Source organism: Enterobacter sp. PI-10 (genome assembly GCF_027947695.1).
In the GTDB taxonomy this organism is placed as follows: Bacteria; Pseudomonadota; Gammaproteobacteria; order Enterobacterales; family Enterobacteriaceae; genus Enterobacter; species Enterobacter vonholyi.
Window position 1 is genome coordinate 36,227 of the sequence record NZ_JAJNOG010000001.1, and the last position, 12,978, is coordinate 49,204.

10 protein-coding genes and 1 tRNA gene are annotated in these 12,978 nt (G+C 48.5%); 7 read left to right on the forward strand and 4 right to left on the reverse strand.

What is annotated here, in order from left to right; all coding sequences use genetic code 11:
• The first annotated feature begins 175 nt into the window (after nucleotides 1-175).
• From proB to LRM19_RS00210, 5 genes are all read left to right on the forward strand, one after another.
• Nucleotides 176-1,279 (forward strand): glutamate 5-kinase, encoded by a 1,104-nt coding sequence (gene proB / locus LRM19_RS00190; protein ID WP_021242883.1) that lies wholly within the window; start codon nucleotides 176-178, stop codon nucleotides 1,277-1,279.
• 11 nt (nucleotides 1,280-1,290) lie between these two features.
• A complete protein-coding gene (gene proA, locus LRM19_RS00195; protein WP_232927822.1) occupies nucleotides 1,291-2,544 on the forward strand; it encodes a glutamate-5-semialdehyde dehydrogenase in 1,254 nt (417 codons plus the stop codon).
• A gap of 111 nt (nucleotides 2,545-2,655) precedes the next feature.
• A tRNA-Thr gene (locus tag LRM19_RS00200) sits at nucleotides 2,656-2,731 on the forward strand.
• Nucleotides 2,732-3,672: 941 nt separating this feature from the next.
• Nucleotides 3,673-4,371 carry a hypothetical protein gene (locus LRM19_RS00205; RefSeq protein ID WP_262808682.1) on the forward strand — a complete coding sequence of 233 codons (699 nt, stop codon included), beginning with the start codon at nucleotides 3,673-3,675 and terminating at the stop codon, nucleotides 4,369-4,371.
• 9 nt (nucleotides 4,372-4,380) lie between these two features.
• Entirely contained in the window at nucleotides 4,381-5,988 is a 1,608-nt protein-coding gene (locus tag LRM19_RS00210; RefSeq protein ID WP_262808681.1) for a hypothetical protein, read from the forward strand.
• A 351-nt stretch (nucleotides 5,989-6,339) separates the two neighbouring features.
• Here LRM19_RS00210 and catA read toward each other — a convergent pair whose 3' ends face one another.
• The 4 genes from catA to LRM19_RS00230 form a co-directional block, all read right to left on the reverse strand.
• Nucleotides 6,340-7,017, reverse strand: coding sequence for a type A chloramphenicol O-acetyltransferase (gene catA / locus LRM19_RS00215; protein WP_271366834.1), 678 nt, complete (start codon nucleotides 7,015-7,017; stop codon nucleotides 6,340-6,342).
• Between the two features lie 63 nt (nucleotides 7,018-7,080).
• Nucleotides 7,081-9,012 (reverse strand): putative bifunctional diguanylate cyclase/phosphodiesterase, encoded by a 1,932-nt coding sequence (locus tag LRM19_RS00220; protein WP_025912596.1) that lies wholly within the window; start codon nucleotides 9,010-9,012, stop codon nucleotides 7,081-7,083.
• Between the two features lie 17 nt (nucleotides 9,013-9,029).
• A complete protein-coding gene (locus LRM19_RS00225) occupies nucleotides 9,030-9,524 on the reverse strand; it encodes a molybdopterin-dependent oxidoreductase (RefSeq protein WP_008503255.1) in 495 nt (164 codons plus the stop codon).
• 695 nt (nucleotides 9,525-10,219) lie between these two features.
• The gene (locus LRM19_RS00230; RefSeq protein WP_271366837.1) at nucleotides 10,220-11,425 is read right to left on the reverse strand and encodes an L-dopachrome tautomerase-related protein; all 1,206 of its coding nucleotides are present in this window, start codon (nucleotides 11,423-11,425) and stop codon (nucleotides 10,220-10,222) included.
• Between the two features lie 109 nt (nucleotides 11,426-11,534).
• Between LRM19_RS00230 and LRM19_RS00235 the strand changes: the two genes are divergently transcribed.
• Complete coding sequence (locus LRM19_RS00235) at nucleotides 11,535-12,434, forward strand: LysR family transcriptional regulator (RefSeq protein ID WP_271366838.1); 900 nt, start codon at nucleotides 11,535-11,537, stop codon at nucleotides 12,432-12,434.
• 16 nt (nucleotides 12,435-12,450) lie between these two features.
• Nucleotides 12,451-12,960, forward strand: coding sequence for a hypothetical protein (locus LRM19_RS00240; RefSeq protein ID WP_115874312.1), 510 nt, complete (start codon nucleotides 12,451-12,453; stop codon nucleotides 12,958-12,960).
• The last annotated feature ends 18 nt before the right edge of the window (nucleotides 12,961-12,978 follow it).

Sequence of the window (12,978 nt, forward strand, 5' to 3'; positions counted from 1 at the left end):
TAAAAAACTGTGATTTATTATTTCGGTAATAAAACTGTCAAATTCTCCCGCTACGCTTCCTGATCCCGCGCAACAAAGTGTTTCGCGATGTGCTAAGGCAGTTGGCAACGGGGCTGACTCCTGTTAAAACGTTCGTTTGACATTACTTTCCCTTATCGTTGAACGGCAGAGAATCATGAGTGACAGCCAGACGCTGGTGGTAAAACTCGGTACCAGTGTTTTAACAGGCGGATCGCGCCGCCTAAATCGCGCCCACATTGTTGAGCTTGTACGTCAGTGCGCTCAGTTACATGCCGCAGGGCATCGTATTGTGATTGTGACCTCCGGGGCGATTGCCGCCGGGCGTGAACACCTGGGTTACCCCGAACTCCCCGCGACGATCGCCTCCAAACAGCTGCTGGCCGCCGTGGGACAAAGCCGACTCATTCAACTCTGGGAACAGCTGTTCTCTATCTATGGCATTCATGTCGGGCAGATGCTCCTGACGCGTGCGGATATGGAAGACAGAGAGCGCTTCCTGAACGCCCGCGATACCCTGCGCGCGCTGCTGGACAACAATATTGTTCCGGTCATTAACGAAAACGATGCCGTTGCTACCGCTGAAATCAAAGTGGGTGATAACGATAACCTCTCTGCGCTGGCCGCCATTCTGGCCGGCGCCGATAAATTACTGCTTCTGACCGATCAGCAGGGGCTGTTCACCGCCGATCCGCGCGCTAACCCGGAAGCCGAGCTGATTACCGACGTTCATGGTATCGACGATGCGCTGCGCGCCATCGCCGGTGACAGCGTTTCAGGCCTCGGAACGGGCGGGATGGGGACCAAGCTGCAGGCCGCCGACGTGGCGTGCCGCGCCGGTATCGACACCATCATTGCGGCGGGCAGCCGCCCTGGCGTGATTGGCGACGTGATGGAAGGCATCTCCGTCGGCACCCGCTTCCACGCTCAGGAATCTCCGCTGGAAAACCGTAAGCGCTGGATATTTGGCGCGCCGCCTGCGGGCGAACTCGTCGTCGATGAAGGGGCAACCGCCGCGATTCTGGAACGAGGAAGTTCATTACTTCCTAAAGGAATTAAAAGCGTGACAGGCAACTTCTCCCGTGGTGAAGTGATCCGTATTCGTAACCTCGAAGGCCGCGACATCGCCCACGGCGTAAGCCGTTATAACAGCGATGCCCTGCGCCGCATCGCGGGTCACCATTCGCAGCAGATCGACGCCATTCTGGGCTATGAATATGGCCCGGTTGCCGTGCATCGCGATGACATGATTATTCGTTAAGGAGCCAGAACATGCTGGAACAAATGGGCGCCGCCGCGAAGGCCGCCTCTTATAAACTGGCGCTCCTTTCCAGCCGCGAGAAAAACCGCGTGCTGGAAAAAATCGCTGATTATCTGGAATCTCAGTCCCAGGAGATTTTGCTCGCCAACGAGCAGGATTTACTGGAAGCGCGTCGCAACGGTCTGAGCGAAGCGATGCTCGACCGCCTGGCATTGACCCCGGCCCGCCTGAAAGGCATCGCCGACGATGTTCGTCAGGTCTGCAATTTGGCCGATCCGGTAGGGCAGGTGATTGACGGTGGGTTGCTGGACAGCGGTTTGCGCCTGGAGCGCCGTCGCGTGCCGCTCGGCGTTATCGGCGTTATTTATGAAGCCCGTCCAAACGTGACGGTGGATGTCGCCTCCCTGTGCCTGAAAACCGGCAACGCCGCCATTCTGCGCGGTGGGAAAGAGACCTGGCGCACCAACGCCGCGACGGTGAAAGTCATTCAGCAGGCGCTGGAAGAGTGTGGCTTACCAGCGGGTGCCGTGCAGGCAATTGAGAGCCCGGACCGCGCGCTGGTCAACGAACTGCTGCGCATGGACAAATACATCGACATGCTGATCCCACGCGGCGGCGCGGGGCTGCACAAGCTGTGCCGCGAGCAGTCGACGATTCCGGTTATCACCGGCGGTATTGGCGTGTGTCATATCGTGGTAGACGACAGCGCTGAGATTGCACCGGCGCTGAAGATTATCGTGAACGCGAAGACCCAGCGTCCAAGCACCTGTAACACCGTGGAAACGCTGCTGGTGCATCAGGACATTGCGAGCACCTTCCTGCCGGCCCTGAGCAAACAGATGGCAGAGAGCGGCGTGACGCTGCACGCTGACGCCAGTGCGCTCGCGCTGCTGCAGGATGGCCCGGCTAACGTCGTTCCCGTCAACGCGGAGCAGTACGACGACGAGTTCCTGTCACTGGATCTGAACGTGAAAATCGTGAGCGATCTTGACGACGCGATTGCGCACATCCGTGAGCATGGCACGCAGCATTCTGACGCCATCCTGACGCGTACGCTGCGCAATGCCGATCGCTTTGTGAACGAAGTGGATTCCTCTGCGGTGTATGTGAATGCCTCCACCCGCTTCACCGACGGCGGCCAGTTCGGCCTCGGCGCAGAGGTGGCGGTCAGCACGCAGAAACTGCACGCGCGCGGTCCGATGGGGCTGGAAGCGCTGACCACGTACAAGTGGATCGGCTTCGGCGACGATACGATTCGTGCGTAAATAATCACGGGTGATGCAAAAATAGCCGTTTGATTCAAAAGGGCATTGACGCATCACCCGGATAGATCTAACCTTTTGCCCCGTGGTTACACTCGTAACCGGCCTCTCAGGGCCGATATAGCTCAGTTGGTAGAGCAGCGCATTCGTAATGCGAAGGTCGTAGGTTCGACTCCTATTATCGGCACCATCTTTTCATCCAGTACCATCCCCAATCGTCCATTTTTCCTTGTATTTCATCCTGCGAGTATGCGAACGGTCCCAGCTTCGTCCAGCTCTGCCCGGGAAACTGTATTGAGTTAAACCAGCGGAGAGGTAGCAGCCGCTGAGCTGGGTTTTGATGTTCAGCACGAGTCCGAAGAGCAACTGCTGATTTTCTGTCGGCTGGATGAAGAAACCCACAGCTTCTATGGCAAAGACCGTGCAGCGGGCGCTTTACAGTTTATTCGTTCTGAGCTGGCCTACGTTGCCACAATGCACCCTGATACTCCGGATGACTGGAGCAAAACAGGATTAGGGGCGCTCTGCCTCCTGGAAGGCGAAAAGCTGTAAACCCCCAGCCTCTCAAACTTGATACTTTTTCGCGAGAAACAGGGAAAAGTGTCAACCCAACCTAACGGATCCTAATGCCCACGAGCAGCAGCTTAAGCAGAAGTGTAAAGGGCTGGCGTTGGGATTTGTTGAGCCCGGCGGTGAGCTTTTGTTAGTCCAGATGCGAAGCAGGGCAGGTGTCAGCCTGTTATGGTTTGTTATGCCTTACTAGGGGCTACCTCTTCAGAAAACTTCAGGTACAGCTCGTGGGATGTACCTGTCAAAACTTGTCACTCACCGGCACCGCCAGCGGGGATTTTTGGCCGTACGCGCTCTAAGTTACAGTTACTTCATTCTGTAATGAACAATTTATATATAGTTTTAAGGAGGTATCATTCTAATAGTGATTTAGATCACGCTATTTACCGCAATGATAATGTAGTAGTAAGGTCTTGCTTAAAGTTTAAACTATGAAAAAGTTTAACTTTCTCTTCTTATATTGTATTATCCTAAAATCTAATTAGTAGTTGTAATGACGTTGTTGACTTTTTAATTTTATTTTATGGTGATGAGGTAGTTAAATTGGAGGTTAAATGATTTATGGATATTCAAGAGTATTTTACTAAGTTAAATGCAGAATCCCAAACCGTCTTCGAACAGTCTATTTATCAAAAAGAAACTTTAGGCAAACTACACCATTTGTCATCGTGCATATACGAGATGTCAAATGTTTTGAGAGACCCCCAAGAAAAAAGAATTTTAGAAACTGTTAGCGCTCAACTAGAATCATCAAACTATAGTTTAATTGTGGGCTTATATAGACAAGCATTTTCATCACTAAGACTCGCACTTGAAATGGGGTTGGGGGGTATTTATTTTTCTGCCAGTAAATTAGAAATGCATGAGTGGCTTGATGGACGAAGGGATATAAAATGGTCAAGAATAATAGATGAAGATAATGGCGTGTATTCCAAAAGATTTATTATGGCATTTTTCCCAGATTTAGTTGATGATGCTGGCGAATATCGAGCAAATGCAATTGGCGTTTATAGAAAACTTTCAGAATATGTTCATGGCAACAACGAGACATGGATAAATGGAAGTATCAAAATTATGTATAAAAATGAGCTATTCGAACAATATTGTCAGTATTACAAGCGTGTAACTGAATCTATATTGTTCGCAGCTACATGTAGATACGCGAAAACTTTTGATGATAATGAGCGCGAATCTATGCAATTTTTGCCTGAAGAATTTAATCATATAGAAAAAATTAGAGAATTATTCGGTATATCATAGGAATGAATTATGAGTGAATTTTATCTACGCACAGAAAGCATAAAACAATCAGATATTCTATCCTTGTCAGTTGTAAATTCAACTGACAGAGGGATTCTTGAAGCTCTGAAATCTAATGAACCTTGTCTTCTTGAGGGCTCAAGGGGTACTGGTAAGTCGTTCCTTATGAGGGTTGCGGAATTAGAGTTAGAAGAAGGGGATAAGGCATGCGTAACAGTATTTGTTCCCTTCAACATGAGCTCATTGATAACTACCGATGATAACCTTCAGTTTTATCATTGGATGATGGCTAAGACATTAAAATACTTACTTAATAAGCTTAGAAAAATGGGGATGGTTGTTTCAGGCTTGACTTCTAATTTGCTCAGTAATGATCATAATGACACAGAAGAAAGCGTTGAAACCAGTTTGAAAGAAATCGTAAGACTTTTCGAAGATTCTTATAAAGGAAAGATTGCTGTAGATATATCATCGCTACCTGATATTGAAGATGTCAAAGAGGCAATACAAATAATTTGTGAGGAGAATAATCTAGATAGAGTTGTTTTCTTTTTTGATGAGGCGGCGCATGTGTTTAGACCTGAGCAGCAGCGTCAATTCTTTAGTTTATTCAAAGATCTTCGTTCACCATATATTACATGTAATGCGGCTATTTATCCTGGAGTCACTCACTTTGGTGATTCTTTTGAACCAATTCATGATTGTGTATTCAAAAAACTAGAAAGAAATATTTTAGAATCAGATTACCTTCAATATTTCAAAGATATTGTATTTAAGCAATCAGATGAGTCGCTAAAGAAAGAGATAGATAATCAAAGAGATCTTTTCAATACGTTAGCTCTTGCTTCAGGCGGTAATCCTCGAATGTTGTTGAGAACGTTGCAAGATCTATCAAAATTAAATGCCAGTGGAGTTAACTCCATAATAAAGTCCTTTTATCGAAATCAAATTTGGACAGAACATACTGATTTGGGTGAAAAGTACAAGGGGCATCGTGAAGTTATAGATTGGGGTAGAGATTTCTTGGAGAACTCTGTTATACCTCGAGTAGAAGATTATAATAAGACTCGAAGAGATAAGGGTACAGATGAATCTACAATTTATTTTTGGATACATAAAGATGCGCCAGAGCCTGTTAAAGAATCTTTAAGGCTTTTAACTTATACGGGGATTATTAGAAAGATCGATAGTGCGGTTAGAGCCACCAGATCTGAGCTTGGTACACGATATGAAATAAAATATGGGTGCATGTTATCTTTAGAAAGTAACCCACATTCTGACTCAAAAGAATTTTATAAAAATTTGTCTGTTAAAAAATTCCCTGAGTTTGGTAAGAACCATGCTAGCTATGCCGGAAGTGAAAAACTTCTAAATAAGCATGAACTTCAATATGAAGAGTCCTTAAGATCTCTCCTGAAAAAACCAATTAATGTATTGGTAGCACTCACAAAATGGCAAAAAGAAAGATTACAGTCTGTTGGCATCAATACAATTGAAGATCTTCATAGTAATACTGAAGAAAGCCTAATTGAAAAAATATATGGAGTAGGCCCTTCGAGAGCTCGGACTATGAAAAATGCTGCGACTGCAGAACTTCTTGAATATATTTCAGGGTGATATTCTGATGCAGGCGAATGTGTTCTACGAAGTGTATTATCTTTATACAGATAAATGATTTTTTTTATTATAGCGCCATAACTTCACCATCCATTCGATGGAGTTGTGGCGTATTTTAAAGCTCAGATTCAACCGTTCTTGACATTAAACCATCGGACTTATCATCGAAACACTGCGATCTATTAAGTAGATAAAATATTTTGGGGGTACTTGTGGGGTATCTTGAAAAATGCAATAGCAATAAATTTTTATAAATCATAGTCTTGCTATGTTGTGTATCGTTCCTATTATCGCACCATCTTTAAACGTAGTCTTCCGACTACCAAATAAACAACATTTGTCCCTTGTACATCAGACATAACTTTCTTCCGACAACGCCGGCAAACCATCACACATCTCCTGCAACTCATTAAACATCCTTGCCACATGGAAGCCATCGCATACCGAATGATGGACCTGCACCGCGAGCGGCAGCAGCACTTTTCCATCCTGCTCGTAGTATTTCCCAAACGTGAACATAGGCGAAAAGAAGTTCTTCATGTGCGCAATGTTCATATTAAAGTTGGTAAACGTGACCCACGGAATAGACGACACAAAAAAGACGTTTTCCCGGGACTCTTCCTTCGGCCAGTAGGAAAGGCTATTTCCATAGCGGGCCGTATCTTCTGCATACGTATTCTGGAAGTGATGAATATTGCCGTCATAGTGGCTCCACAGTGACGAAAAGGTCTCCGTTTCGGGGTGGAAAATGGTGTAGCTGGGATGAACTTCATTCCATATGACAAGCTCATTGTCCTTCATGGCCATGCGGAACTCAGGATGCCGGTTCATGATGTTAGACAGGAGAAAAATGATCGTCGGGTAAAACTTCCAGCCCACCGCTTTGATATGTTTTCGCAGCGCGGTAATGTCGATGAGAACGGTTTGGTTAATTGTGCATTCAGCAAATGACTGGAAGACTTCAAAATGCTCCTTCCTTGGCCAACGAGATAAATCAACAGGCGTATACACCGGGGCTGTTTTTTTCATTGTTTAACCTTTGATTATCAACCGTCTACGTGATTTTTGGCCAGAAACAACCGGACAACCATTTCAACCGTATCTAATCTTCCTGTCAATCTCAGCCTGTGGCTTTCCGAACAGGTATCCCTGCACGAGATCGCAGCCAAGCGCCTGAAGCCGTTCAAGCTGCGCTTCGGTTTCAACACCCTCTGCAATGACTCGCATGTTGAGGCTCTTCGCCATGCCGGTAATCAATTTAACGATATTAAGGGCATCATCCTGCGTGGATATCGGATTCACAAAAGATTTATCTATTTTAATTTTATCAAAATTCAGTTCACTCAGTCGTGAGAGCGAGGAATATCCGGTTCCGAAATCATCGATGGAAATTTTGACACCCAGTGCCCGGAGCTTTTTGAGAATAGTGATCGGCATGTTGCTGTCACTGAAGAGCGAAGACTCTGTTACCTCTAGCTCAAGTCGGCTGGCCGGTAGGCCTGTCTCTTTCAGGATGGACTGCACCATCGCGGTAAATGATTTCGTGCCTAGCTGAACGGGGGAGACGTTCACCGAGATCCTGGCCGGCACCGCCCAGGACACCGCTTCCCGGCAGGCCATCTCAAGCACCGACTTGCCGATCTCATTGATCATCCCCGTTTTTTCAGCGACGGAAATAAAATAATCTGGCGCGAGTATCCCTTTCACCGGGTGTATCCAGCGAATAAGCGCTTCATAGCCATAAATTTCATTGCTGAATGAATCGACAATAGGCTGGTAATAGACAACGAATTCATTGTGATCGATCGCCAGAGCCATATCATGTTCAAGGGTTCTGCTTTCCTGCAGTCTTTGCAGCATCCACTGACGGAAGACTTTGATCTGCTGCGAACCTTCTTTTTTCGCCTCGTAAAGGGCCAGATCGGCAAATTTGTATAGATAATCAGAGCGTCGTTCATTATCAGATAAAACGATACCCACGCAGGTGGCAATTTTTATCAGCTGGTTATTAATCGTATAGGGCTGGCTGATATGATCGCTGATTTCTTTGGCGCGCGAAACGGCGGCGGTTTCCGTGAGTCCGCTGGAGAGAAGGGCGAATTCATCGCCGCCCAAACGGTAAAACGTATCCGTTGCGCTGCTCATTGAGGTCAGCCGTCGGGAGACCTGATTCAGCAGCAAATCTCCCGTATCATGGCCATAGGTATCGTTGACCTCTTTGAAACGGTCTAAATCAAATAACATTACGGTGACGGGGACGTGGTTTTTATCTGCCTGAAGATTAATTTTGTTGAGATCGTCCCAGAAGAAAAGGCGGTTTTTCATGCCGGTGAGGGAGTCATGATAAACATCATACTCCAGCTTCGAGTTCTGAATTTGCAGCTTTTCTTTTGATATTTGAAGCTCGTCAGCCAGGCTCTTAACCTGCATGTGTGCTTTCAGAATGTTTTTATTCTGGTAGATCATTAAGAAGCCGAGAATAAAGCTTAAAATCACCAGGAGCAATGAAAGCGCCGAGTAGATATAATACAGTATCTGTATTTTCTTATTGGATTCGTTAACTGTGTTAATATCTTTTGTTAATGCCGTGGCAGAAAGCTGGCTTAGCGGTGCATCGAGTTCATGCATATTTGTCAGGTATGCTTTTAACTCCGGGTGGCTCATATTTTCAAGATGGCTATCCAGATAGGCCAGTATGTTTTCTAAGCGTAAAGCGAGTTCCTGATGCGTTTTATCGCTGTCAATGTAGCGACCTAAATCGCCCCCCTTCATTAAATCGCCCTGACTGAGCATAATTTCGAGACGCATGCGGACCTGGTCTATCGTAACGTCATCGGTATCGGTTGCGTATAGACCAAGCCATGATTCAAAACGGTAATACTCTGATACCAGTTGTGCCACGGACCAGGACTCAGTGTATTGAGTCAGTTTTTGCAATTCTTGCTGACGATCATAAACAAGGTATGCAATATATCCTGTCGTGATAAAAAGAGAAAAAATGATACCAACCAGTATCCTGTTCATTATGTTCTCCTGAACGACTACTCAATCTTCATTTTGCTTACCTGCCATGCTGATCGTGAGTAATAAATCTGATTATTCAACTCAGGAAGACTGTCATAGGGGTATACAATGAACGATGGGCCTTTATCGCGGATGCGCATATATTCGCCATTGACCTTTAAGGCAAGGATGGCGTTGTATTTTTTAAAGTCGCTAAGAGGGATGATGGTTGAGTAATCATTGAGCGCAATAACATTAACGTTCGTACCTTTTGCACCCACATAATCCATGAGCTTGCTCATTGGGACACCCTCAAACTTCGTACGACCGTTATACCAGGGGGAGGTTGTCTCGAAACTCACCACTCCAAGTTTTTCAAGGCTGGCGAGATCAAACACTGCTTTTCCATTTTCATTGGTATTTTCTATATTACCGGAAATCGTTAATATGGGTTTACCAACTGGTTTTGGCAGGTCGCCAGCCCAGGTTACACTCTGTACCAGACAGCATAACAGCAGTAGGGTTAATCGCATTTTGACCTCCACCTTTTTAACAGAAGTATAAGAATTATAATTTAGATATCACACGAGTTGATATATTTTGTTGGGAAGTCAGGGGTTTTATCGTTTTTATTGATGATATGTAAATTAAATCAATGAGTTAGGTTGTGTGGGTGTGAGGGTGTTTGATACGCAAGCGACACTTAACTTTTTGATAAAAGCTAAAATTGCGGGCATAAATGCTCTGTTGATTAAAAAATAATCGCTTTAATTGAGGGATATTATCTTCTAAGACAATTGTGGGGTGTTCGTGGCGTATTGACGCGCGAATCTGGAGACCAAATACGTGCTCCGGTTGTGTCCGTTGTTTCAGGATGATGACAAGCGAGGACACGCACAGTCCGACTGTGCGTGTCCCCTACCACTTGCCTTACTTCAGGTCCTCCCGGATGGCTTACGCCGACTGGCCCCTTTCGCTATGCTGGCAAACACTGCGTCCCGGTAGATCCACGCGTGAACCAGTTGATTAAAGGAGACCCAGTCTACGTTGTGCAAACGTGCGTTACTTCGGTGAAGCGCGAAGTAAAACGCGCCTCACGGAATTTCCAGGAGCGCAATGTTAACCACTTCTTTCTGAGCAGGAGGAAGACATCACGTTCAGCCTTTAAGGAAATAAGAACGTGTGAAATTATGAGCCCATATATGCAGGGCTCCTGGTTTACTTGCTCTTATTTTTGTAAAGCACTGAGAGGCAAGCGCCACAAATCATAGCGTTCTTCTCCCGGTTTAACGGCTCCCGCGAAGTGGTCATTGAGGCGACTCGAGGTAAATACCAGGTCTCCGTTCGGACGGATTGCCGGCGTGTCTGGCCAGTGGACCGCTTGGCTTGCCGCAATCAGCGACATGGAAAGGCTCTCAGGATCGTATCTGACGATGCCATTGCGTGTGACATCGGTAATGTAGAGGTTACCTTTTACATCTGTCACCATTCCGTCGGTGTTGCCCCCCACGCTCCCCAGATTGCGGATCTGCCCGGCAATTTGCGCATCGGTTGACGCGGGCTGCCTCAGTATCGCGGTCGGTACCGCATACGCGCGCGTGCCGGTTGTCACCGTCCAGTACAGCGTGCCCGCATCGGGAGAAAGTGCGATGCCATTAATTCCAATCAGTAATGGTTTACCTGGCCAGACTTCAGCCCCGTGCGAGACGACGTTAACGCCTGGCTCAATCTGCAGCGCAGGATGACGATCGAGCACGCGCCGGGCTGTACCGGCGGCGAAATCAACGATAATTAGTCCCACCTGGTTTTCAGGAGCACTCCGCGAGCCGCTGTCGGAGATATAGGCGACACGGCGGTTCTCATCGACAACCACATCATTAAGGAAACTTGCCTTGCGGTCCGCTACGCCGTCCAGGGCGATACGTTTAATGGTTCGGCCTGAGCTGAGATCCAGCACGACCAGTTTTTGCGACCCCGCGGGGGACTCTGTTTCGCCTGCAACAAACCCCATGTCCAGCGCCCATAGCCAGCCGTTTTTACGGTCAATATAAAAACCGAGCACGTTACGCAGGCTCTGAGCGGGATCGGTGTTCACCGCATTCCCCTCGCGGGAGGGAAACGCCGTCAGGCGGGCAGGGCCGGACTGTACCGTTGTATCCAGAATGCTTAACGTGGCGGGTGCTGCGGTGGAAACCAGCCGGGGCGTGCTGACAAAGGCCCGGTCCTTTGCATCAAAGTGGATACCCGCAATAGGAGCATTGACCGAACCGGAGAACGCCGCCGGTATCTTTCCGTCTTGAGCGGTATCCCAGCTCACACCGGCGTAGCTTCGCCAGCGCTCCAGAGGCGCGTGGTTCGCCGCGTTGACAACACTCGGGAAAGAGAACAGCGCCGCCATTGCGATGGCGGGCAGAATAAGGGGGCGGTTGAACATTGACAGGCTCCAGTGGAACGTTCAGGTGATGAATGCTGGCCACTTTACTCATCGCCCAACGGGAGATAAATTAGCCAAATTGAAAAACATTTGTTCCTGAGAGAGCAAAATGAGCCGGAAATTCGATTACCTAGGCGACGTTGAAGTGTTCATTGCTGTGGTTGAACACGGCTCATTTACTGCCGCAGCGGTTGCCCTTTCAACCACCCCTTCGGTACTGAGCCGCGCGGTTACTCGCCTGGAAGCGCGTCTTGGACGGCAGCTATTACAGCGCACGACCCGCCGTGTGGGGCTGACTGAAGCCGGACGCGTCTATCTTGAGCAGGCGCGTTCTGCGTTCTCTCTGCTTGATGACGCCGAACGCGTTGGCCGGGGTCAGGAGGGCGATCTGACCGGTCGCGTGAGAATGAGTGTCCCGACCACCTATGCCCACTACCGCCTGCCGCCGCTGCTGGCACGCTTTACCCAACAATATCCGCGCGTTCAGGTGGAGCTGAACATTACCAATCGCAACGTTGACCTGATCGCAGAGGGGTTCGATCTGGCGATCCGTCTGGGGCAGTTGCCTGACAGCGGGCTGGTGGCGCGTAAGCTGGAAGACGCGGCATTGCTTCTGGTCGCCTCTCCGGACTACCTGCATCGGAGAGGAAAGCCTCAGACGCTGGAAGAGCTGCAGCGCCATCAGTGCCTGCCGTTTATCATGCCGCGCACCGGGCGTATCGCCCTCTGGGTATTTCATGACGAAGGGCGCGATATTGACTGGATGCCGGGCTCAACTATCGAAATATCAGACGATGTACTCGGCGTGGTTTCGCTGGCGGAGCAGGGGATGGGGATCTGCCAGAGCTATGAATTTATCGTTCGCGACAGAATAGAGCGCGGCCAGTTAGTTGAGGTGCTGCCGCACCTTCGGGGACGATCGCGACCTTTCTCCGTGCTGTTTGCCCCGCACCGACGTCAGTCAGCAGCCACCCGGGCAATGATTGACCTTCTGACCCGACAAGAATGACAAGGACGAGTCCACCATGAAAAAAGCGCGTTTTTCCTTTTGGATCCCTCTCATCGCGGGCGGGATAGCACTGATATCGGGTTTTGTGGTCTGGTCAGTCAACATTTACCGCGTGACATACCTTTCGATCCGCGGGGAGCAGTACCTTGCCTGTGGGGCGTTGCTGCTGGCGCTGGTGCCGATGGTCTATTTCATCAGAAAGGGGAGACTGAAAGGTAAGCGCCTTGCTGACGCGGTAAAAATTTACCTCGGCTTCTTTATTTGCAGCCTGCCGGTTGCCATGTTCGTGGTCTTTACAACGGCCTGGCTGCTGGAGGGGGTCTATTCGGCCTGGAGCAAACCTTACCGGTATGAGTCCAGTACCCGCCACAGCTGCTCGGGTGCGGAAGTCTACGAGCCGGAATTAAAGAAGGAGATCCGCATCTGTAACCCGCAGGGTAACGTTTATTCCGATACCACACTGTATGTGGAAAAGCGGAGCAATGCCCTGGGGATTGTGGTGCTTTGGGCTATCACGCGCGCCTGAACCCGGGAAAGTCAGGGC

Coding starts and splice junctions, on each gene's coding strand:
- LRM19_RS00230 (WP_271366837.1), bottom strand. CDS start 11,425: ATGTTCAACCGCCCCCTTATTCTGCCCGCCATCGCAATGGCGGCGCTG.
- LRM19_RS00220 (WP_025912596.1), bottom strand. CDS start 9,012: ATGAACAGGATACTGGTTGGTATCATTTTTTCTCTTTTTATCACGACA.
- LRM19_RS00240 (WP_115874312.1), top strand. CDS start 12,451: ATGAAAAAAGCGCGTTTTTCCTTTTGGATCCCTCTCATCGCGGGCGGG.
- proA (WP_232927822.1), top strand. CDS start 1,291: ATGCTGGAACAAATGGGCGCCGCCGCGAAGGCCGCCTCTTATAAACTG.
- LRM19_RS00225 (WP_008503255.1), bottom strand. CDS start 9,524: ATGCGATTAACCCTACTGCTGTTATGCTGTCTGGTACAGAGTGTAACC.
- LRM19_RS00210 (WP_262808681.1), top strand. CDS start 4,381: ATGAGTGAATTTTATCTACGCACAGAAAGCATAAAACAATCAGATATT.
- LRM19_RS00205 (WP_262808682.1), top strand. CDS start 3,673: ATGGATATTCAAGAGTATTTTACTAAGTTAAATGCAGAATCCCAAACC.
- LRM19_RS00235 (WP_271366838.1), top strand. CDS start 11,535: ATGAGCCGGAAATTCGATTACCTAGGCGACGTTGAAGTGTTCATTGCT.
- proB (WP_021242883.1), top strand. CDS start 176: ATGAGTGACAGCCAGACGCTGGTGGTAAAACTCGGTACCAGTGTTTTA.
- catA (WP_271366834.1), bottom strand. CDS start 7,017: ATGAAAAAAACAGCCCCGGTGTATACGCCTGTTGATTTATCTCGTTGG.